The sequence below is a fragment of the Natronobacillus azotifigens genome, from assembly GCF_026805325.1.
In the GTDB taxonomy this organism is placed as follows: domain Bacteria; phylum Bacillota; class Bacilli; order Bacillales; family Amphibacillaceae; genus Natronobacillus; species Natronobacillus azotifigens.
This window is the reverse complement of record NZ_JAPRAT010000003.1, coordinates 136,428-159,639: the sequence shown is the minus strand read 5'-3', so window position 1 is coordinate 159,639 and position 23,212 is coordinate 136,428. Positions and strand designations below refer to the sequence as shown.

The 23,212-nt window shown below is 36.6% G+C and carries 15 protein-coding genes; 14 read left to right on the top strand and 1 reads right to left on the bottom strand.

Going from position 1 to position 23,212, the window contains the following annotated elements; all coding sequences use genetic code 11:
- Positions 1-6: 6 nt before the first annotated feature.
- From OWO01_RS02880 to OWO01_RS02855, 6 genes are read left to right on the top strand one after another with little or no spacing between them, the layout of a single operon-like run.
- Positions 7-876: a carbohydrate ABC transporter permease gene (locus OWO01_RS02880; RefSeq protein WP_268778915.1), complete on the top strand. Its 870-nt coding sequence runs from the start codon at positions 7-9 to the stop codon at positions 874-876.
- 8 nt (positions 877-884) lie between these two features.
- The gene (locus tag OWO01_RS02875; protein ID WP_268778914.1) at positions 885-2,927 is read left to right on the top strand and encodes a YIP1 family protein; all 2,043 of its coding nucleotides are present in this window, start codon (positions 885-887) and stop codon (positions 2,925-2,927) included.
- Entirely contained in the window at positions 2,920-5,268 is a 2,349-nt protein-coding gene (locus OWO01_RS02870; RefSeq protein ID WP_268778955.1) for a DUF5696 domain-containing protein, read from the top strand. Before OWO01_RS02875 ends, OWO01_RS02870 begins: the two co-directional genes overlap by 8 nt.
- The gene (locus OWO01_RS02865; protein ID WP_268778913.1) at positions 5,265-6,125 is read left to right on the top strand and encodes a carbohydrate ABC transporter permease; all 861 of its coding nucleotides are present in this window, start codon (positions 5,265-5,267) and stop codon (positions 6,123-6,125) included. Before OWO01_RS02870 ends, OWO01_RS02865 begins: the two co-directional genes overlap by 4 nt.
- A 15-nt stretch (positions 6,126-6,140) precedes the next feature.
- Complete coding sequence (locus tag OWO01_RS02860) at positions 6,141-7,142, top strand: carbohydrate ABC transporter permease (RefSeq protein ID WP_268778912.1); 1,002 nt, start codon at positions 6,141-6,143, stop codon at positions 7,140-7,142.
- A 51-nt stretch (positions 7,143-7,193) separates the two neighbouring features.
- Positions 7,194-8,654: an ABC transporter substrate-binding protein gene (locus tag OWO01_RS02855; protein ID WP_268778911.1), complete on the top strand. Its 1,461-nt coding sequence runs from the start codon at positions 7,194-7,196 to the stop codon at positions 8,652-8,654.
- 184 nt (positions 8,655-8,838) lie between these two features.
- Here the strand turns inward: OWO01_RS02855 and OWO01_RS02850 are convergent, their stop codons facing one another.
- Positions 8,839-9,768: a ribose-phosphate diphosphokinase gene (locus OWO01_RS02850; RefSeq protein ID WP_268778954.1), complete on the bottom strand. Its 930-nt coding sequence runs from the start codon at positions 9,766-9,768 to the stop codon at positions 8,839-8,841.
- A gap of 385 nt (positions 9,769-10,153) precedes the next feature.
- Between OWO01_RS02850 and OWO01_RS02845 the strand changes: the two genes are divergently transcribed.
- The 8 genes from OWO01_RS02845 (at position 10,154) to OWO01_RS02810 (ending at position 23,131) form a co-directional block, all read left to right on the top strand.
- The gene (locus tag OWO01_RS02845; RefSeq protein WP_268778910.1) at positions 10,154-11,017 is read left to right on the top strand and encodes an AraC family transcriptional regulator; all 864 of its coding nucleotides are present in this window, start codon (positions 10,154-10,156) and stop codon (positions 11,015-11,017) included.
- 109 nt (positions 11,018-11,126) lie between these two features.
- Entirely contained in the window at positions 11,127-12,389 is a 1,263-nt protein-coding gene (locus tag OWO01_RS02840; protein WP_268778909.1) for a sugar ABC transporter substrate-binding protein, read from the top strand.
- A 252-nt stretch (positions 12,390-12,641) separates the two neighbouring features.
- Positions 12,642-13,958, top strand: coding sequence for a carbohydrate ABC transporter permease (locus OWO01_RS02835; RefSeq protein ID WP_418936191.1), 1,317 nt, complete (start codon positions 12,642-12,644; stop codon positions 13,956-13,958).
- Positions 13,958-14,800: a sugar ABC transporter permease gene (locus OWO01_RS02830; protein ID WP_272505979.1), complete on the top strand. Its 843-nt coding sequence runs from the start codon at positions 13,958-13,960 to the stop codon at positions 14,798-14,800. The genes OWO01_RS02835 and OWO01_RS02830 overlap by 1 nt, the downstream gene beginning before the upstream one ends.
- Before the next feature lie 62 nt (positions 14,801-14,862).
- Complete coding sequence (locus tag OWO01_RS02825; RefSeq protein WP_268778908.1) at positions 14,863-16,917, top strand: beta-galactosidase; 2,055 nt, start codon at positions 14,863-14,865, stop codon at positions 16,915-16,917.
- A gap of 250 nt (positions 16,918-17,167) precedes the next feature.
- Positions 17,168-18,910 carry a phospho-sugar mutase gene (locus OWO01_RS02820; RefSeq protein WP_268778907.1) on the top strand — a complete coding sequence of 581 codons (1,743 nt, stop codon included), beginning with the start codon at positions 17,168-17,170 and terminating at the stop codon, positions 18,908-18,910.
- A 114-nt stretch (positions 18,911-19,024) separates the two neighbouring features.
- A complete protein-coding gene (locus OWO01_RS02815) occupies positions 19,025-20,161 on the top strand; it encodes a glycoside hydrolase family 53 protein (RefSeq protein WP_268778906.1) in 1,137 nt (378 codons plus the stop codon).
- A 417-nt stretch (positions 20,162-20,578) separates the two neighbouring features.
- The gene (locus OWO01_RS02810; protein WP_268778905.1) at positions 20,579-23,131 is read left to right on the top strand and encodes a PEP/pyruvate-binding domain-containing protein; all 2,553 of its coding nucleotides are present in this window, start codon (positions 20,579-20,581) and stop codon (positions 23,129-23,131) included.
- The last annotated feature ends 81 nt before the right edge of the window (positions 23,132-23,212 follow it).

Genomic DNA, 23,212 nt, shown 5'->3' with positions numbered 1-23,212 from the left:
GATGAGATGGCTTTTAAAAGTAGTGGGATAAACCCGAAAAAATTTCATCGAAGTCAAATAAAATTTTACCTTTTTCTCATACCATTTTCCGTTTTTATGGCTTTGCCAATTGTTTTTATTTTCAATCATGCATTTAAGCCTTTGGATGAGTTATATGCATTCCCGCCAAGGTTCTTTGTGCAAAACCCAACGCTTGAAAACTTTGAAAATTTATTTCAATTAGCTGAAGCATCTGGGATTCCGATGAGTCGATACTTATTTAATAGTATATTCGTAACAATTGTTGTTGTGTTTTTATCTATCCTTCTATCAACAATGGCAGGATACGCACTTTCAAAAAAACAATTCAAAGCAAAGCGTGTTTTATTAGAAATAAATAATGTTGCATTAATGTTTGTTCCAATTGCAGTAATGATTCCACGATTTTTAACAGTATCGGCAATCGGAATTGAGGATACATTCTTTGCTCATATTTTACCGCTCGTAGCTATGCCAGTTGGATTATTTTTGGTAAAGCAGTTCATGGATCAGATTCCAGATTCATTGATCGAAGCAGCGGTTATCGATGGAGCAAATGATCTAAAAATTTACTGGACGATTATCCTTCCACTAATTAAACCGGCAATTGCAACAGCTGCGATACTAGCGTTTCAATTAGTATGGAATGATCTCGAAACATCAACACTTTATACAACAAGTGAAAACATGCGAACACTTGCATTTTTCATGAACACACTAGCAGCACAAACAAATGTAGTAGTTGGTCAAGGAATGGCTGCCGTCGCTTCCTTAATCATGTTCGTTCCAAATTTAATTCTTTTCATTATCTTACAGAGTAAAGTAATGAATACGATGGCACACTCGGGATTAAAGTAGGTGGAATCATGAAAAGAATAAATAAGTTACTTCTAATCATTACAGCTTCGATTATCTTTTTTGGATCGAATCTGAATGTGATAGAAGCAAATACTGCGTATCGAACCTTTACAGAAGACGGCTATGGTAGATACGTAGAAACCCAGACGGCTTATACAGTTACAGATACGATTGTAAGGTTTGATGATGAATTATTCTTACAAGCAGAAGACATAAAAATTGGTAGTGACGGTAATATCTATATTGCTGATACCGGTAATCGTCGCATCTTAGTAGGTGATAGAGACGGAAATTTCATTCGAACAATTGGGGAAGATGATCTAACAAAACCAACAGGATTGTTCCTTTCTCATGACGATAAGATCTATGTAGCAGACGAACTAGCCATGCGAATATTTGTTTACAGTTTAGAAGGTGAGTTGTTACAAGAATTTGGAAAACCAGATAGTATTTTATTTGGAGAAAATGCAAACTTTATTCCAGAAAAAGTTGCCGTTGACCGAAGGGATAACATCTATATTATTTCACGTGGTAATCCGAACGGAATCATTCAGATTAATGCAAACACAGGGCAATTCCTTGGGTACTTTGCTCCAAATGCAACATCGGTAACATTAATGACAAGGTTTCGTCGAGCAATCTTTACCGAAGAACAATTAAGTCGAATGATTGACATTGTTCCGTCAACGGCGACTAACTTAAATATTGATGAGCGAGGTCTTGTTTACTCGGTTTCTCAAGGTGAAAATGTAGAAGCAATTCGAAAATTAAATGTAGCTGGACAAAACATTTTGGATACAAGAGTTGCGGATAACTTTCTTACATCTGTTGAGATAGGTTCTCTTGATAACATCTTTGTTGCGAGTGAACGAGGGTTTATCTATGAATATACAAGTGAAGGGAATTTACTTTTTGTATTTGGAGGTCAAGATGATGGACGTCAACGAGTTGGTTTATTTCGCCGTCTAGCAGCCATTGCAACAGATGGGCAAGATCGTTTGTATGCACTTGATCGTGATCGAAACCAAATTCAAGTCTTCCAAAAAACTGAGTTTGCCGAACTAGTTCACCAATCTTTAGAGTTATATCAAGATGGGGATTATGAAGCGAGTAAGGAACCTTGGGAAGAAGTAATTCGATTGAACAGTTTGTTTGATTTTGCTTACCTTGGTATAGGAGAAGCTTACTTTAGAGAAGAAGATTATGATGAGGCTTTAGCCTCATTTCGACAGGCAAAATACAGAGATGGATATTCTGATGCTTTTTGGGAAGTTCGTAACGTATGGATGCGTGAAAATATAATTTCTGTATTGTTTATCATTGTTGGATTTCTAGTACTACTAAAAGTAGTGAAAATCGTAGAACGTAAGAAAGCTTATTGGAAACGCTTTAGTAGTAAAGCGAATGAAAAGTACAATCTAAAGCTTATTCATGATATAGCATTTATTAAGAACATTATTAAACACCCACTAAATACGTACTATAGTATACAGTATGAAAATAAAGGAAGTATGTTATCTGCTAGTTTTTGGTTATTCATTCTGTTTGCCATCTTTATAGCAGAAAAATATTTCTCAGGATTTATTTTCTTATATGTGAGAGATGGTCAGTATACTTTAGGCACAGATATAGCAATGTTCTTTAGTGTTTTTGCTTTAGTCATTGTATCCAACTATCTAATTTGTACAATTAATGAAGGAGAAGGTAAATTCCGTCATATCTATATTGGCTTCATTTACTCATTTGCTCCCTATTTTATCGTTAAACCGTTTCTTGTCTTTATCAGCAATTTCTTAACGTATAATGAGGCGTATTTATTACAACTAGCTAATACTATTATTTACGCTTGGGTAGCGATATTGATCTTTATCATGATTAAAGAGATCAATGATTACACAGTGAGAGAAACATTTAAAATTATTTTCTTAACATTATTCATGATTTTAATTACAGTATTGTTTATCTTTATCGTTTACGTATTGATCGTGCAGATGATTCAATTTGTAGTTGCTGTTGTGAATGAGGGGGTGTATCGCATTGGGAATGGTTAAAATAAAGACCGTTATCAAACTCGTCCTATTCATAGCTATTATCGGTGGTTTTGTCTACGTATCTTTCAGTCAAGATGATGGGGACCTTGATATCTCAGATCCTGGTGTACCTCCGGTTGATCTTCCTGGTGAGGATGAAGACGACGAAACAGATGATGGCTTACCACCAATCGAAGATGAACCTGATATGGTAGAAATCGATGAAGATGAGTTAGAAGAATTAGAGGATCTTCCGATGTTCATCGATCAAACGCAAGAAGAAATTAGAGATCATGTTTTCTTTCATGAGAACGATCAATTGGAGATGTATTTAAAAGAAGAAAATTTATCACTTATTTTGCGAGATAAAAATACCGGAGCACTAATGTACTCGACAGTGGAAGATCCGATTGGTGGTAATCAATCATGGACGAATTTCATGCAATCAGGAGTTGTTTTAGAGTACATTACGGGTAGAAACCTAGTTACTTCTCGTGCAGACATGTATTCGGAAGAGCATACGAAAGAGGTAACGAAAACAGATGACGGTTTCGTAGCGAGTATCATGTATGCAGAATTAGAAATTGGCTTTGATTTACATGTAACGTTAACTGAACAAGGAATTACTGTTGATATACCGAAAGATTCTATTGTTGAAGATAGTGACACATATAAAGTGGGTAGTTTCTATGTTTATCCGTTCATGGGACACACACTTTTGGGTGAACGAGATGGGTATATGTTTATCCCTGATGGATCTGGAGCGCTTATTCATTTAGATGATAAAGATGGTAAGTTTAGACAACCATATTCAGTAATGATTTATGGTGCCAATACTGGTCTTGATGACCCGTTTGTACTATCACTATTTAATAATAGAAATCCTTTTAATGATCCAGAAAATATTTTAGCACCAGTATTTGGAATGGTACACACGGACAATGAGATTGGTTTCTTAGGAATTGTAGAAGAAGGACAGTATAGTGCAAGAATTGAAGCTTATCCAAATGGCGCGATTCTTCCTTATAACTGGATCACTACTAAATTTATTTATCGTCAAGTGTACAGCCAACCAACTAGTGGAGATACCGGGACAATGGTTGTACGCCAAAGAAATTTAAATGATTTTGATATTAAAGTTCATTTCAATTTTGTAACAGAAGATAACGCGAATTACATGGGGTTAGCTGCTAGCTATCGCGATTATCTACTAGATAACGATTTGATAACGGTAAATGAAGACGACTTCAATGTTCGGATAGACTTGCTAGGGGCTGAAGTTGAACAAGGTCTAATCTTCAAAAAAGACGTACCAATGACAACTTTTAGTCAGGCATATGATATCTTGACTGATATTCAAGCAAAAGGCGCCAATAATATTCTTTCTATTTACAAAGGTTGGAATAATAAAGGACCTTATGGTGGTTTACCAATACGTTCCTTTAATCCTGAATCCATCTTGCAAGACGGAATGGATATCAATGAACTAATTGACGGTGTCGCAGCAAATGGTGTTGATCTATTTCTCTATCATGATGCTTTAAGAATTAACATGGAAGAGTTGGGGAACACCACACATCGTTTAATGAGAAAATACAACAGAAGAACACATAGAGAAGAAATCTATGGAAATGTTTATCGAGAATTTAATTGGCTACACCCTAGATCAACAGTCAACATTATGGAAACGATGATTAATCAATACGAAAGAAATGATATTGAGAATCTATTAATTAGTGGTATATCAAATGAACTCTTCTCTTATAGTGAAGGTAATCGTGAATTTGACCGTATTACGACAAAGAATTACTACGAGCCACTAATTCAACAATATAATGAGAACTTTCATTTATTACTAGAACAACCATTCTCGTATCTTTGGAATCAAACAGAAGCGATTATTGACTTACCAATCAGTTCGTCTGATTACGTATTTGTTGATGAAGATATTCCATTCATTGCATTAACCTTAAGTGGAATAATGCCATTGTATGCCGAGTATGCTAACTTCCAGGCGAATCAAGAACGATTTTTCTTGCAATTGGTTGAGCAAGGACTTAATCCATCTTTCTTGATTACACACGAAAGTCCAGCAGATTTAATTAATACAAATTCATCTTATATCTATAGTTCTCAATATGAGCGTTATGAAGAGATGATTCAAGAGTATTACCGTGAACTCGAAGCGGTTCATAATCAAACAGCAGGGGCTTTCATTGTCGGTTATGATCGACAAGGTGGCGTAACGAAAGTGACCTATGATAATGGCGTTGAAGTTTTTGTTAACTATCAAGAACAACCGATCTCTAGGGAAGGTCATTTAATTGAAGCGCTATCTTATAAGGTGGTGAACACCCAATGAAATTTAAAGTAAAAAGAGAAACAATATATGGTTATACATTTATCCTACCTTGGATAATAGGATTTTTATTACTAGTATTATGGCCAATGATTCAATCCTTTTACTTCAGTTTAAATGATATGCGGATTACACCACACGGTTTACGATTTGTATATGTAGGTTTTAATAATTATCTAAATGTGTGGTTACAAGATATGTTCTTCATTGAAGAGTTAGTTAGATTTGCTTTAGATACTTTATTACGTGTTCCAGTAATTGTTGTCTTTGCGCTTATTATCGCTATGCTTTTGAATCAAGAGGTGAAATTCAAGGGTGCGTTCCGAACCGTCTTCTTTTTACCAGTAATCGTAGCAAGTGGTCCTGTAATTGATCAATTGTTAGAACAAGGGGCCACTTCGATACCGATGGTAAACCAAGATGTCATTGTCGGGATATTAACATCAATCTTCCCAATGTGGATCGCGACAACCATTAGTGATTTGTTCAGTCAGATTATTACTATTCTATGGTATTCCGGTGTTCAAATTCTAATTTTTCTAGCTGTATTACAAAAGATCAATCCAAGTCTTTACGAGGCAGCGAAAATTGATGGTGGATCAAATTGGGAGTGCTTTTGGAAAATAACATTGCCAACGATTAAACCGATTATTCTCATTAATATGGTGTATACGTTAGTAGCATTAGCTAATAGTGGTCAAAACCCGATCATCAATTTGATCTATGTTAATATGTTTAACGCAACACGTGGATACGGGTTTGCATCTGCAATGGCGTGGATGTATTCGGTAATCATTGGTCTCATGCTACTCGTTATTTTCTTAGCCTTTCGTGAAAAGAAATCGAAGCGAGCATTTTAAGAGAGGAGGATATCTATGGCTGTAAAAAACGCAAACAATTTTGTAGGAGTTTTGCGAAACAACTCATTAACCGCTAGTCAAAAATTCCGGTTAATAAAAGTGAAAATGAATCGATTCCTTCTCGGCTTTAATGATCGGAAAGGTTTCTTACTAAAACTAGTGATCTATACCTTACTTTTATCGATTGGTTTTGTCTATCTATACCCTGTACTGTTTATGTTTATTACCAGTATGAAGTCTTTAAACGACTTACTTGATCAAGCAATTAATTGGATACCATCTTCACTGTATCTGGATAACTATTCACAGGCATATTCTGTACTGAATATACGAGCAGCACTAACCGGAAGTTTTATGATCGCGTTTGCACCAACAGTACTTCAGGTAGTGGTTTCGTCCTTGGTAGGTTATGGTTTTTCTCGATTTGAGTTTCCTTTGAAAAAGCTTTGGTTTGGATTAATGATTTTTAGCTTCATTATCCCACCGCAAATCTTAATGATGCCAACCTATCGATTGTTCAGTGAACTTGGCTTGACAGGGTCTCTAAATGCATTTACCTTTCCGGCCTTACTAGGTCAAGGGTTAAATAGTACCATCTTTATCCTGATCTTTTACCAGTTTTTCCGCCAAACACCGAAGTCTTTATATGAAGCAGCTGAAGTTGATGGCGCTAATCAATTGGTGAGTTTCTTTCGAATTGCAGTTCCGATGGCTGTTCCAGCGTTTATCGTGTCGTTTTTATTCTCATTTGTATGGTATTGGAATGAGACCTATTTAACAACGTTATATCTAACAAGTTCATCTACCGATATAACAACAGTCTTAATTCAGTTACAACAATTTGAATCGAATTATGAACAAATGTATCCAGTAACTGACGCAAGTCCTAACCGAATCAATGAAGGAATAAAAATGGCAGGTACGGTAATTAGTATTTTACCATTGTTGATTGTTTACTTCTTTTTACAAAGATACTTCGTAGAAAGTGTCGATAGTACTGGTATTACCGGTGAATAATCACCGTAATATAATAATTTAATTCAATCAAAAGAAATGGGGGAAAGAAAAATGACGAGAAAAGCAATGATTAGTATCTTGTCGGCGATTTTAGTTTTAATGTTGTTGGTTGTAGGGTGTAACAATGAAGATGACACGACAACTCCAAGTAATAATGATGGTAATAACACATCAGAAAATGATACAAATGGTGATGACGAACCTGCGGGTCTGGATCCACTGACAGAGGAAGAAATCACACTAACGTATGCAGCTTGGACTAGTCATGATTTACAGTTCCATTTAGCTGATGCATTCATGGAGATGTACCCCAATATTACAGTTGACATTGTTCAATTAGAGCAAGATGGTTGGAATGACCATTTAACGAACTTAGCAAGTACAGGTGATCTACCTGATGTATTCTGGTATATGGGTAATGTTGACGTTCCAATTCGTAACATGTGGTTAGGTGACTTTACCGAGTACTTTGAAAATGACCCTGATAATGATAATCTTTTAGATACTGCTTACGATATGGGTTATTTTGACGGGGAACGAAAAATGGCAGCAGCAGCAGCTTACTTGCCATACACGATCTTCTTAGATGAAAACTTATTTGAAGCACAAAACGTTGATATGCCGTCTCCAGATTGGACATATACAGAAATGATTGAGTTAATTGAAGAAATGACGATTCCTGAGCAAGGTATTTTTGGTTACAACACATTCACTAAATTAGTTACAATGGCACCAATTGTTCGTGGTGATTCTTTTGGTGAATTTGGTTGGGATGGCGAGTCTTATGATCTAACTGGCGAATGGGCAGATGCAGTTATGCAACATGCAGAGCTTGTTCGTAACGGAAATCACGTACCATTCTTTGATACAGATGAAGCAGAAGCTGCATTCGGTGACCGTTTACTATGGGCAGCTGAAACTGGTCGTGTAGCAATGCAATTAGATGCTTGGTGGACAGTTGACTTATTTGGAACAGATACATTTACTGAAAAAGGAATCAAATGGGTTCCTTACACAGTTCCAAGAGGCGAAAATGCAGAAACATTAAACAAACCGGCATTTATTGACTTTGCGTCAATCTCTGCTGCAACAGACCACCCACGTGAAGCTTATGAATTAATGAAATTCATGGGTTGGAGTCGTGAAGGTTGGGAAGCTAAGTTAGACGCTTTCAAAACTTTAGAGCATGAAGATGGACGTCCGATGTTCCCACATCCAGATGGATTACCATTAATTAAAGACCAAGATATTTGGGATGAATTACGTACATTGCTTCCTGAAGGTCATTATTATGATGACTTCTTAGAAAGAGCTACACATCCAATTCCATTAGGTGGGGCAGCTGCACCAGGATTCTCTACATTCTTAGATGAAGTTTACTTCGGTGGAGAATATGGTGATGTTGAGCAAGCGGCAATCGATGGTACTGTTAATGCACACGACATTGCAGCTGATCTTACTGAGATGATTAACGATTATTATCACAGAGCTTTAGAAGAATTATTCTATTAAGAAATAAACCAAAAACTCTAGCACAGGAAGACTGCGCTAGAGTTTTTTGGTGCTTAGTTAATGATAAAATGATGAGTTGTGAGCAACTTTTATGTGTAAATATAACCATGTACATCTCAGAGGTCCAAAACTAGACAACTTCACGAAGTAATCTAGAATAAGTCACAAGCAAAGCGTAATTATTTTACGATTCAAACAATGGACTAACAGGTTTGTCGTAATGCACGCGCATGATAGCTTCACTAAAGAGTGGTGCAGTACTTAACTGAATAATTTTGTCACTTTGTTTGTCATCAGGTATAACGATGGTGTTGGTTACAACCATTTCTTTAATTGGTGAAGCGTTAATCTTACTCGTAGCAATCCCGGATAAAACTGGGTGCGTGCAAGCAGCATAAACTTCCTTTGCTCCATTATCTATGAGTGCTTGGGCGCCAGTCGATACACGTCTTCCTGTGTCAACAATATCATCAATAAGAATTGCTGTTTTTCCTTCAATATCACCAACAACCGCAAGCTGTAAAGGATCAATATCGCGTGGGCCTCGTCGATCAAGAATTGCAATAGGAGCATGTACGCGATCTGCAAATTGACGAGCGCGTTTTACACTACCATGATCGGGAGCTACCACAACAACATCCTCTAATTTCTTGTCAGAGAAATAGGTTGATAACATCGGAATACCGACTAGTTGATCAACAGGAATATTATAAAATCCTTGGGTTTGAGTAGCATGAAGGTCAATAGACATCACTCGTGTTGCGCCTGCTTTTTCAATAAGGTCAGCAATAAGTTTTGCAGTAATGGGTTCACGAGCTTTGCTTTTTCGGTCTTGTCTGGCATACCCGTAGTATGGAATGACAACATTAATTGTTTTCGCAGACGCTCTTTTTAACGCATCTAACATAATTAACAGTTCCATTATGTGCTGATCACTAGGGTCACAAGTGGATTGAATAACATAGGTATCAAATCCACGTACACTTTCTTCAATATTAATTTGAACTTCTCCATCACTAAATGTTTGGACTGAACAATCACCCAATTCGATCCCAATATTGTCGGCAATTTCTTTTGCCAATGGCTTATTTGAACTTAAACTAAAAATTTTCATTTCTTCACTAAGATTATTTGTTGTTGACAACTATTATCGCTCCTTTTACTATCTTGCTTCTATAATAACATTGTAAAACATTAACGACAATAATGCTAGGTTCACTAGTATTTGAATGAGGTGTTTACGATGAAGAATAGGCTGAACATGAGTATAATCCTTTGAAAACCTTGTTCGAATTACTTTTAAGTTGGTAGTATCAAAAAGCAAATTAAAAAATCCATTATATGAGTAAAACTACTTGAACAGTACAGTACCATTACTTCGTTAGATTTATCCCTAACGTCGAATAGAGGAACTATGCTATATTATAGTTAGTAGTCCATACATGAATCATCATGAAAAATTATGAATAGACCCTCAAAATGGAAAGGATGAAGACAGAGTGAATGAAAAAATTCGTTATACTTTCTCACCTGACAAAACGCTACCACTTTATATAGATAGTATTGGTTATAATCCACAAGAATTAGATTTTAATCGCCCGGAAGGATATCCTTATTATCATTGGCTTCAAACCATAGAGGGAGAAGGAGTGCTTGAGTTTGCTAGTGAAAAATATGTACTAAAGCAAGGACAAGGGATTCTGTTAACACCATATACTCCTCATATGTATCATCCCAATTATAAAAAAACATCCGAATGGTCAACCTTTTACTTAACATTTAGTGGAGCTGCCATTGATTCGATCCTATCAGCATTGAATATGAACTTTTCTGCAGTTTATGAAGAAAGTGAAGTTTCTTTATTTTACCGTCATATTAATAAAATCTTTCATAATTTAGAGGACAATGTACAGACTAATTTAATGGGATATGATCTTTCTACATATTTATATACTTTTTTAATGTTGTTAAAAAAATATGGGAAATTGAATAATCGCTTATCCACATTGCAATCATTTGAAAAGATTCGTTATATTGTTGAGTGGTTAGAACAAGTGTATCCAGAAAATATCGGATTACATGAAATCTCCAAGAAAGCAGATGTTAGTTCCCAACATTTAAACAAGCTTTTTCATGATACATTTGGGATGAGCCCCTATTCCTTTCTGGTTCAGCTCCGGATTCGGGAAGCGAAACGACTGCTATTAACAGATCCAGACTTGACGTTAAAAGATCTCTCCCAAAAAGTCGGTTTCAATGGGGTTAGTCATTTTGTGTCTACATTTAAAAAGAGAGAGGGGATAACACCAAAGCAATATCGAGATCTTCATTTGAATAATCATTCATTTGAAGGGGAAGTTTAATATTATGAAAGTAGACAAGAATATTTTGATATATAAATATCGGTGTAAACGCTTTATAATGAAAAGTGTAAGGTTAGTTAAATTAATTAATTAAGGGGAGGTTAACTTCATGTTAACGTTGAAGAAAAGAACGATCGGCTTATTGTTACTGGTAGCAAGTCTATTATTTATAGCAGCATGTGCACCAGATCGAGAAGAAGTTGTAGAAGATGAAGACCGTGCAGAAGGCGAAATGCCAGAAAAGCCAGATGAATTAGTGGTCTGGATAAATGATGAAGATATTGCAGAAGATGTTCATCAAGAACAGTTTGATCGTTATACGGAAGAAACAGGTATTGAAATTGTCTTAGAAAGAATTGCTATGCCCGATCAGTTGGAAGAATTAGCATTAGCAGGTCCTGGTGGAACTGGTCCCGATTTGTTTTTCCAACCACAAGATAGATTAGGGGATGCAGTAGTACAAGGATTAGCTGTTCCTTTTAGCTATACAGATGAAGAATTAGCAGATTTTAGTGATGCTGCGATTGATGCATTCACTTATGAGGGAGACATCTATGGTGCTCCAGTAGCAATTGAAACATACTTTGCTTATTACAATAGAAGTCTATTGGATGAAGTACCAGAAACTATTGAGGATGTTCTAGATATGTCATTAGACATAAGAGCAGAGGATAGTGATATGTATGGTTTCTTAATCACACCAGAGTTCTATTACTTATATTCATTTATTAATGGATATGGTGGATACGTATTTGCTGAAGAAGATGGTGTATATGATCCAGATGATATTGGGTTAGATAGTGAAGGTGCAATTGAAGGAATGGAAATGTATCAAAGCTTTATTACAGAAGGTGCGATGCCTAGAACAATTACTCCAGACGTACTTGATGGACTATTCATCGAAGGTAGAGCGGCAATGGTTGTTAGTGGACCATGGAACTTACCACATTTCCGTGAAGCATTAGGTGATGATTTAGGTACAGCACCACTTCCGGTCATAAACAATGAACCTGCACCATCATTCGTAGGTGTTAAATCATGGTTAGTATCTTTTTATTCCAATAATCAAGAATGGGCAGAAGATTTAGCGAAATTCTTGACCAATGATGAGAACTCTCAGTATTACTATGATATCACAGGTGAGTTACCACCACGTCCAGATATCTTAGACACAATCGATGACCCAATTTATGCTGGTTATACAGAACAAGTTGAGTTCGGTACGCCGATGCCAAACATTCCACAAATGTCTCCTGTTTGGGATATGGATGAGGCGATTGAACTGATCGTAAACGGGAATGACGTTGAGGAAGTTCTAGAAGAAGCGGTTCAAAACATTAAAGATAAGATCGAGCTTCAAGGCGGACAATAAGAAATGATGAAGAGTGGGAGAATTTTCCCACTCTGATTTTTTAAGAAAATAAAGATAACACGAATGGAAATGTACCTATATAAAAAGGAAAGAAGCAATTGATAATTCATAAGAAATATTTAACACTTTGCCCTTCGGAAACTTAGCAAAATGCTTGATAGAAGGGTATCAACATTTGGTTAAGCATTCGGTATAGAAAGGTACTCGCTTGTTATATGTTCTGTTTAAAAAGGAAAGAAAGAGGTGGATGTTATGTCTGAAGCAAAGCAGTTAAATGATCGAATAAATAAAATAAAAGCACATAAGCCGAACCCTACGGTCGCAATGGCATTGTCGATATTATTTGCTGGACTTGGACAAATTTACAATAGACGCTATTTTAAAGGGATTCTTTTCGCACTATTTGAAATTGCGTTTATCATTACATTTGGTGAATTTATTGGTCTAGGTCTTTGGGGGATTTTTACGCTAGGAGAAATACCAGGAGTAGACCACTCGATATTTTTATTAGTCTACGGACTATTGTCTATTATTTTAATTGTGTTTGCCGCGGTATTCTATATTTACAATGTAAGAGATGCAAAGAAACAAGCTCAAGCAATTTTGGATGGTTGGATTCCCCCAACGTTCAAAGAGTCTTTAAAAGCAGGTTATGATAAAACCTTTCCCTATTTGTTAACAACACCAGGTTTATTGTTACTAATATTCGCAGTAGTATTTCCACTAATGTTTGCAATATCTTTAGCCTTTACGAATTATAACCTATACAATTCTCCGCCACGTCATCTGGTAGAGTGGGTAGGGTTTTCCAATTTTACAAATCTTTTCACGAATAACCTTTGGAGAAATACGTTCGTTAGTGTATTCTCTTGGACAATTGTATGGACTGTAGTGGCTACAACATTCCAAATTACCCTTGGTTTATTTTTAGCTGTCTTAGTAAATGATGTCCGAGTGAAGTTTAAAAAACTTATTCGTACGATCTTAATCTTACCATGGGCGGTACCCGGGTTTGTGACAATTTTAATCTTTGCCGCTATGTTTAATGATGAGTTTGGCGCAATAAATCGAGATATTATGATGCCTCTATTTGGATTAGAAGTTCCATGGTTAACCGATCCTACGTTTACGAGAATGGTGTTAATCTTCATTCAAACTTGGTTAGGTTATCCATTTGTTTTTGCATTATTCTCAGGAGTCTTGCAAAGTATCTCAAATGATTGGTATGAAGCTGCCGATATCGATGGTGCTTCAAGATGGCAAAAATTCCGGTTTATTACTTTACCGCACGTATTGTTTGCGACCGCACCACTGCTAATTATTCAATATACAACAAACTTTAATAACTTTAATATTATCTACCTGTTTAATGAAGGGGGACCTGCTGTTCAAGGACAAAATGCAGGGGGTACTGACATTCTAATATCATGGGTATATAAGCTAACTTTTGACACTAACAATTATAATATGGCTGCTGCCATTTCCTTAATCATTGGTCTGATGGTATCAATATTTGCGATCTTCCAGTTTAGAAGAACGGCAGCATTTAAAGAGGAGGGGAAATTATAATGCAGGCGAAAACAAGATCAAGACTAGAGCTACTCGGAATCTATTTAGTTTTTGCGTTTATGGCAGTTATCATTATTTATCCTCTCCTATGGGCTGTGGGTATGTCCCTAAATGAAGGGAGAAGTTTATACTCGTCAACGATCATCCCAGAGAATTGGTCCTTAACACATTATCGATGGTTATTTACTGATGAACGAAGTAACTACTTGCTTTGGTATCGTAATAGTATGATTGTATCGAGTATGTCCGTACTTTTATCCGTGACCATAACAACGTTTACTGCCTATGCGTTTTCTCGATATGAGTTTGTAGGAAGAAAATCAGGGTTATACACATTCTTAATTTTACAAATGTTCCCCGTATTAATGGCGATGGTAGCCATTTATATCTTGCTAAATCTAGTTGGATTATTAGACTCCCTTACAGGATTGGTTTTAGTGTATGTTGGTGGTCAAATTCCATTTAATGCTTGGTTAGTAAAAGGCTATTTAGATACGATTCCACGAGGATTAGATGAAGCTGCTAGAATTGATGGTGCTGGACACTTTACCGTGTTCTTCCGCATCATTTTACCACTTGCGAAACCAATTTTAGCGGTAGTAGCATTATTTAACTTTATGCAACCATTATTCGACTTTATTTTACCGTCGATTATTTTAAGAAGTCCTAGAAATTATACATTGGCTTTAGGATTGTATAACTTTATCAATGATCAGTTCTCCAATAACTTTACAAGATTTGCTGCCGGATCTATTTTAATTGCAGTTCCAGTTGCTGTTATTTATGTGTTTTTACAACGTTTCTTGATTTCGGGATTAACCTCAGGTGGAACAAAAGAGTAGTAGCTGACAATCGTCAAATTTTTAACGTAAAAGATAATTAATTATAGTTAGGATGAATAGAGATGTTTAAACCTTTAAGTGAAAAAGTTCCGCATATGTTACACGGGGCAGATTACAATCCCGAACAGTGGGCGGATTATCCAGAGGTGTTAGAAGAAGACATTCGCTTAATGAAGCTAGCGAAATGTAATGTAATGTCAGTTGGTATTTTTTCATGGGCAAAGCTAGAACCAGAAGAGGGTGTTTTCACCTTTGAATGGATGGATAATTTGCTCGATCGACTATATGAAAACGACATATATGTTTTTTTGGCAACTCCAAGCGGGGCACGTCCTGCGTGGATGTCAGAGAAGTATCCAGAAGTACTTCGCGTGGAAGCGAATCGCGTTCGTAATCTACACGGAATGCGTCATAATCATTGCTTTACCTCACCAGTTTATCGAGAAAAAATTACGATCATGAATGAGAAGTTAGCAGAACGCTATGCTGATCATCCAGGTGTTGTTGGTTGGCACGTATCCAATGAGTATGGCGGCGAGTGCCACTGTAACTATTGCCAAGAGGCATTTCGGAACTGGGTGAAAGCAAAATATAAGACATTAGATAACCTGAATCACGCATGGTGGACAACATTTTGGAGTCATACGTATACCAGTTGGTCACAAGTAGAATCTCCTGCTCCTCATGGTGAAACCATGGTGCATGGATTGAATTTGGATTGGAAACGTTTTGTTACAGATCAAACATTAGATTTTTATCGTCATGAAATGAAACCGTTAAAAGAAAAAAATCCAGATATTCCTGCAACAGCAAACTTCATGGAATTATTTGAAGGGTTAAATTATGATAAATTTGCGGATGATTTGGATGTAGTTTCATGGGATGCATATCCAACTTGGCATTTCACTGACGACGATCGTGATGTTGCGGCATGGACAGCGCTAAACCACGATATGTTCCGTTCATTGAAAGACGGTAAACCATTTTTGTTAATGGAAAGTACCCCAAGTTTAACGAACTGGCAATCGATCAGTAAATTAAAAAAACCAGGCATGCATGTTCTTTCTTCTTTACAAGCGATAGCTCATGGATCAGATTCTGTTCAATATTTCCAATGGAGAAAAAGTCGTGGATCAAGTGAGAAGTTTCACGGCGCAGTGGTTGACCACGTTGGACATGAGAATACTCGTGTCTTTAAAGAGGTAAAAGATGTTGGTGAGGCACTAAGTGTATTAAGTGAAGTAACTGGATCAAGCGTTCAACCAGAAGTGGCACTAATTTTTGATACAGAAAATCGTTGGGCGATTAAAGATGCGCAAGGACCACGGAACAAAGGTGTTCATTATGAACAAACGATTAAAGAACATTATCAGGCATTTTGGGAGCAAGGAATTCCGGTTGATGTCATTAGCATGGATCGTGATTTGAGTAAGTATAAATTAGTTATAGCACCAATGCTTTATATGGTTCGAGAAGGTGTTGGGGAAAAAATCGAAGCATTTGTCAAAGCGGGCGGTACTTTTGTCAGTACGTATTGGTCAGGAATTGTAAATGATACGGATCTTTGTTTCCTGAATGGTTTCCCAGGGCCGTTACGCAAAACATTAGGAATTTGGTCAGAAGAAATTGATGGATTAAATGACGGACAAAAGAATGCCGTAAAGTTATTGGATAATAATTTGCTTGGTATTTCTGGTGAATTTGAGGCTCGTGAATTATGTGACTTGATTCATTTAGAAGGAGCAGAGGCACTAGCAACTTACGAAACAGACTTCTACGCTGGCCGTCCGGCATTGACGATGAATCAGCTTGGTAAAGGAAAAGCATATTATATAGCTTCTCGCAATGAGTTAGACTTTCACCGTGCTTTCTACAAAAAATTAATTGATGAAACGGGAGTTAAGCGTGTCATTGATACAGATATTCCTGATGGCGTCTCTGTTCACAAACGGGAAGATGAGCAAAACGAATATATTTTTCTAATGAACTTTGCTGATCAAGCGCGTGTGATTCAGTTAGATGATCAAAATTATGAGAATATGCTCGATAACGTTGCTGTGAAAAATACGTTAACATTAAGTAGTTATGGTATAGCAATACTAAAAAAAGTAAAATAAAAAGTGAAGATGGTTTTCCGTTTAGGAAGCCGTCTTCTTTTCTTTGAAAAACAAGACAGTTGCTTCTGTGTAAATGCTACTTTTTTTAATTGAAAGATACGGATACCTAAAGATTGTTTTACCGAAAGGTCAGCAATTTTTTGGAATATAAAAAGACGAGTGAATGTATTTTTGGTATAATTGGTAATGGATTGATATTTAATTTTTACACAATACATGAATCATGAATTAGGAAGCGGAGGCAGATGCAATGACATGGAAAACTACATATGAAAAATGGAACAATTTTCACGATCTCGATGAAGAGTTAAGAGGACAGTTAACCGAGTTAGCAAAGAATGAAAAATCGTTAGAGGACAGTTTTTACAAAGAATTAGAATTTGGAACAGGTGGTATGCGCGGGGTACTCGGTCCGGGCTCGAACCGAATGAATATCTATACGATTCGAAAAGCAGCAGAAGGATTAGCTCATTATATTAGTGAGCAGGGAGAAGATGCGAAGAAACGCGGAGTAGCTATTGCTTACGATTCTCGCTTTAAATCTCCTCTGTTTGCGATGGAGGCGGCAAAAACACTTGCTAATAATGGTATTCAAGCATATGTTTTTGAATCTTTAAGATCGACACCAGAACTATCGTTTGCTGTACGTTATTTACATGCCTATAGTGGCATTATGGTTACTGCCAGCCATAACCCGCCAGAGTATAATGGCTTTAAAGTATATGGAAATGATGGTGGACAAGTGCCGCTAGAAGCAGCAGAGAGCATTATTCAAAAAGTTAACGAAGTGGAGAATGAGCTCACTGTTGAAGTTGGAAATGAAGCAGAATTAAAAGAACAAGGACTTATTACAATGATCGGAGAGCAAGTTGACCAAGCCTACCAAAACCAATTGAAGAAAATTATTGTTCAACCAGAGCAAATTAAAGCGGTTGCAGATGATTTCAAGATCGTTTTCACCCCATTGCACGGTACTGGAAACATTCCTGTTCGTAAAAGTTTAGAAGAAATGGGTTTTACACACGTAGAAGTCGTGCCAGAACAAGAGTTACCAGATCCGAATTTCTCAACGGTAGAATCTCCAAATCCAGAAGAGCATGAAGCCTTCACGTTAGCGATTGCTCAAGGAGAAAAAATTGGTGCCGATATTTTACTTGCAACTGATCCAGACGCAGATCGTGTCGGAGTAGCAGTCAAGAATGAAAAAGGGAAATATCAGGTATTAACAGGAAATCAAGTAGGTGCATTATTACTCGATTATTTAATTACAGCGAAAAAACAGAACGGAACATTAAAAGAAAATGCAACCGTTCTAAAAACAATTGTTACATCTGAAATTGGTCGGGACATAGCTGAGAAGCATGGGCTAAAAACAATCGATACGTTAACAGGATTTAAATTTATTGGGGAGAAAATCAAAGAGTTTGAGTCTACAAAGGAACACAGCTTTTTATTTGGCTATGAAGAAAGCTATGGCTATTTAATTGGTGAATTTGTTCGTGATAAAGATGCTGTCCAAGCATGTATGCTCATTGCAGAAGTGGCTGCCGCATACAAAAATCAAGGGAAAACACTCTATCAAGGACTGCAAGGTATTTTTGAGACCTATGGGTATTATTATGAGAGTTTGCAATCTCTTACCTTAAAAGGGAAAGAGGGAGCAGAACAAATTAATCAATTACTAATTGATTTCCGTGAACAGCCTCCCGTTAAAGTTGCTGGTAAACAAGTAGTTGTCATTGAAGATTATCAGTCTAGTCGACGGGAAGTATTACAAGAAAGCAAGATGGAAACAATAATATTACCAAAATCAAATGTATTAAAGTATACATTATCTGATGGTTCATGGTTCTGTTTACGCCCATCAGGCACAGAGCCAAAAGTGAAATTCTATTTCGGTGTAACCGGAGATGCAGAACAAAGTACAAAAGAAAAATTAACTGCAATTGAAGCAGAAGTAATGGAACGAGTTCATACTTTTGTAAAAAAATAATGAAAGTAAAAAAACAGTCGTAATCGATCATAAGATTACGACCGTTTTTTTAAACAAGTAAAGATAATTGTAAATCGATAAGATATAAGGGGAAAAACAGAGAGGATGAAAATAATGGAGCAAATAGAAGTAAAGGGTGTTGATGTTTCTACTTTAAATGAGGTGGAATTGTTAGGTGGTGGGTTTTATGTAGATGGTGAGAAGCAAGATTTTTTTCGAATTGTAAAAAATAAAGGAATAAATACCGTTCGATTGAAATTGTGGGTAGATCCTTATGATGAGAATGGAGATCCTTATTTAGGTGGCACGAACGATCTAAAGACAACGTTAGCGTTAGCAAAACGAGCGAAAGACGTAGGGATGGCCTTTATGCTTAATCTTCATTATAGCGATTTTTGGGTGGATCCAAAGAAACAAACCAAACCGAAAAAATGGCGGAGTATATCTGGAAAAGCGTTAGAAGAACAAGTATATCTTTATACAAAAGAAGTATTACAAACATGTGAAGCGAATGATTTATTGCCAGAGTATATTCAGATCGGGAATGAGATTACCAATGGCATGTTATGGCCAGACGGGAAAACACCCTATTATATTGCAGAAGAAAGAAAATTTGAAACGGTTGATGAAGAAACGAGGAAGATGCAATATGATGCATTAGTAGGACTATTAAAGGCAGGTGTACGTGCTACACGTGAAGTATGTTCAGCTAAAATTATTATACATTTGGATTTTGGTGGAGCTGATGATTTATATCGAAAGTGGTTTGATGAAATCACGAAACGCGAGCTTGATTATGATATTATTGGTTTATCATACTATCCTTATTGGCACGGTGATTTGCAAGCGCTAGCAGTAAATCTAAAGCAGCTTGGCGAAAGGTATGATAAGGATCTTCTCGTAGTGGAGACTGCATACGGATTTACTGAACAATCTTCGGTTGGAAGTGAAAATATCTTCACCAAAGCTTTAGCTGAAAAAACAGGATACTCGCAAACAGTAGAAGGGCAAACAGCATTTCTAGAAGATTTGATCGAAGTAGTAAAGAATGCCAATGGAACAAATTATCAATCACTTGGTATAGTATATTGGGAACCTGCTTGGTTACCGGTAAAGCATACGAGTTGGGCGAGTGAATCGGGCATGAAATACGCTAATGATATCGCAAATCGAGGTAATCATTGGGCAAATCAAGGTTTGTTTGATTTTGAAGGAAATGCACTAAAATCACTGAATGTATTTCAAGATTAGTTTGGTTGGAAAGAGCAGTAATCTTTACGAAGGTTATTGTTCTTCTTTTTATCCCGGAGCAACCGTCCGTAAGACTCCCACTTCAAAACAACGAGAACATCAAGTTGTTTAAGTGGGAGTAACGGACGCTAGCATCCCGAATGGTTCAAGGGCCTTTAGGTCACTCTTTAGGGCTAACAATCAATGGGGGATACCTAAAAACCCCCACTGATTGAAGTTTCACTTTATCTAATCTCTAAAATAAAGAATAGCTTTTCACAGCAATTATTCAGCCGTTTTACTTACTCATCGTTATATTTTACTATATCTATGTCCAACACTTATTAGGTGATTGTTTTGTTCGAAAAACGATATAGAAAGATAGAAGAAAAAAAGTTATAGTGAAAGTAAGAGCACAGAAAAGAGGACGGTGACGTTGTGTCAGCAGGATTAAAAATTTCTACAGGTATCCATGGGTTTGACCAAACAATTGATGGGTTGAGGTTAGGAGACAACGTTGTCTGGCAGGTTGATGATATAAAAAGTTATCAAGAAGTAGTTGATCCGTTTGTCAAACAATCGTTACAAGATGAGAGAAAAGTTATTTATATCCGTTTTGGCAATCACGAACCCCTGTTATCTAAAGATGTTGGTAGTATTACCATTTATCACGTGAACGCAGAAAATGGTTTTGAAAGCTTTGCAACGGAAATCCACCGTTTAATCGAAAAAGAAGGAAAAAAGGCATTTTACGTTTTTGATCGTTTGACCGATTTATTGTCGAGTTGGTGTTCTGACTTAATGATTGGGAACTTCTTTCGCGTTTGTTGTCCATATTTATATGAATTAGACACGATTGCCTATTTCGCCTTAACCAGAAATGTGCATACGTACTCTACGATTGCACGAATTCGTGAGACAACGCAAGTATTACTCGACCTTTATCAAGTTAAAGATGACAATTATATTCATCCATTGAAGGTGTGGGAACGCTACTCACCAACAATGTTTTTTCCACATTTAATTACGGGAGATGAAGTCAAAAGTATTACAGCTAGTTCTGAAGCAGCAAACTTATTTGCTAATATCAACCGAATGGAAGAACGTCCAGATTATTGGGATTCTCTGTTTGCTCAAGCACGTGAAGATTTGACCAAGGATAAAACAGTGCAAGAGAATACAAAAAAGAAGTTAATTAAATTATTGTTAGGCGAACAATCCCGAATGATTGACCTATGTGAGCAGTATTTTGATTTAGAAGACATTTTGCAAATAGCTAGTAGGGAAGTTGGTACTGGCTTTATTGGTGGAAAAAGTGTTGGAATGTTGTTAGCTAGAAAGATATTAGCTAAGGATCCAGATGATCGTTTTCGTAGATATATTGAAGCACATGATTCATTTTTTATCGGTTCTGATATCTTTTATACCTATATCGTTCAGAATGGCTGGTGGAAACAAAGAGTAAAACAAAAAACGAAAGCGGGTTATTATCATTATGCAGAAGATTTGCGTGAAAAATTATTAGCCGGTTCATTTCCTGCTAATGTACGTGAGCAATTTATGCAAATGCTTGAGTATTTTGGTCAATCACCAATTATAGTACGTTCTAGTTCTTTGTTAGAAGATAACTTTGGTAATGCTTTTGCAGGAAAGTATGAAAGTGTATTTTGTGTGAATCAAGGTACTCCAGAGGAACGTTACCAAGCGTTTGTTCAAGCGATCCGTCAAGTATATGCTAGTACAATGAACAAAGAAGCATTAGATTACCGAATGAATCGTGGTTTGTTTGAAAAAGATGAACAGATGGCCATTTTGGTGCAACGTGTTTCAGGAGATCATTATGGGGAGTATTTCTTTCCACATACTGCAGGTGTTGGTAATTCATCGAATCTTTATGTCTGGGATCAAAGCGTGGATATGAATGCTGGAATGTTGCGTTTAGTGTTCGGTTTAGGAACGAGAGCAGTTGATCGAACCGTAGATGATTATGCTCGGATCGTAACACTAGATGACCCTAGTCGAGAACAGTTAATGTATGCGGAGGATCAAAAGAAATTTGCACAACAAGGGGTAGATGTACTATCAATTAAGGAGAATGAACTTTTAAGCATTAAATTAGATCAGGCAATACAAGAGATTGATGATTTGGATAAACAACTATTTGCAAGTGTTGATTTAGAAGCAGACCGCCGCTTAAAAGAGTTGGGTTATCATGGTATTCCTACACCACATGTGTTGAATTTTAAACAGCTTTTAAAACAATCTCATTTTCCAAAAATAATGAAAGAAGCGTTAGCGACCATTTCGAAAGTTTACGATTATCCAGTTGATATCGAATTTACAGCAAATTTTAAGAATAAAGATGATTTTCAGGTGAATTTAGTTCAATGCCGACCACTGCAGACTAGAGGCTTAGGGCAGTCCGTAACCATCGAGAAAATTGCATCTAACGAACCTTGCTACTTGCAAACAGAAGGTAACTTTATGGGGGGGAATGTTCGGTTACCATTAGATTATATTATCTCGATTGATATTGAGAAATATGCTGCTTGTTCTGAACAAGAAAAGTATACAGTAGCTAGACAAGTAGGAACAATAACGCGTGCCTTAAAGAAAGAGCAGGTTATGTTAGTGGGGCCAGGAAGATGGGGTACGTCCACTCCATCATTAGGTGTTCCTGTACATTTTAGTGAAATTCAACATGTGGATGTGATTTGTGAAGTTGCTTCTGTTAGCAAAGGGTTTGTTCCAGAATTATCATACGGTAGTCACTTTTTTCAAGATATTGTTGAATCAAACATTTTCTATGTGGCCATATTCGAGGGAAATAAAGACGTGCGCTATCATCCAGAATACCTATCGGGATATGATAATGAGATCGAAACATGGATTAAGAATCATAAAGCTCTAGATGAAATCATTCATGTTGCAAAAGTCGATACTATTGAATTACAAGCAGATATTATTGAGCAAAAACTATTATGTAGATAAAGTGAAACTTTAATCAGTGGGAGTTTTTCGGATTTCCTCTATTGATTGCTATACCTAAAGGATGACTTAAAGATCCTTTGA

What these genes read in the sequence shown, in the direction of transcription:
- OWO01_RS02880 (WP_268778915.1), top strand. Translation starts at nt 7, where the DNA reads ATGGCTTTTAAAAGTAGTGGGATAAACCCGAAAAAATTTCATCGAAGT.
- OWO01_RS02875 (WP_268778914.1), top strand. Translation starts at nt 885, where the DNA reads ATGAAAAGAATAAATAAGTTACTTCTAATCATTACAGCTTCGATTATC.
- OWO01_RS02870 (WP_268778955.1), top strand. Translation starts at nt 2,920, where the DNA reads ATGGTTAAAATAAAGACCGTTATCAAACTCGTCCTATTCATAGCTATT.
- OWO01_RS02865 (WP_268778913.1), top strand. Translation starts at nt 5,265, where the DNA reads ATGAAATTTAAAGTAAAAAGAGAAACAATATATGGTTATACATTTATC.
- OWO01_RS02860 (WP_268778912.1), top strand. Translation starts at nt 6,141, where the DNA reads ATGGCTGTAAAAAACGCAAACAATTTTGTAGGAGTTTTGCGAAACAAC.
- OWO01_RS02855 (WP_268778911.1), top strand. Translation starts at nt 7,194, where the DNA reads ATGACGAGAAAAGCAATGATTAGTATCTTGTCGGCGATTTTAGTTTTA.
- OWO01_RS02850 (WP_268778954.1), bottom strand. Translation starts at nt 9,768, where the DNA reads ATGAAAATTTTTAGTTTAAGTTCAAATAAGCCATTGGCAAAAGAAATT.
- OWO01_RS02840 (WP_268778909.1), top strand. Translation starts at nt 11,127, where the DNA reads ATGTTAACGTTGAAGAAAAGAACGATCGGCTTATTGTTACTGGTAGCA.
- OWO01_RS02835 (WP_418936191.1), top strand. Translation starts at nt 12,642, where the DNA reads ATGTCTGAAGCAAAGCAGTTAAATGATCGAATAAATAAAATAAAAGCA.
- OWO01_RS02830 (WP_272505979.1), top strand. Translation starts at nt 13,958, where the DNA reads ATGCAGGCGAAAACAAGATCAAGACTAGAGCTACTCGGAATCTATTTA.
- OWO01_RS02825 (WP_268778908.1), top strand. Translation starts at nt 14,863, where the DNA reads ATGTTTAAACCTTTAAGTGAAAAAGTTCCGCATATGTTACACGGGGCA.
- OWO01_RS02820 (WP_268778907.1), top strand. Translation starts at nt 17,168, where the DNA reads ATGACATGGAAAACTACATATGAAAAATGGAACAATTTTCACGATCTC.
- OWO01_RS02815 (WP_268778906.1), top strand. Translation starts at nt 19,025, where the DNA reads ATGGAGCAAATAGAAGTAAAGGGTGTTGATGTTTCTACTTTAAATGAG.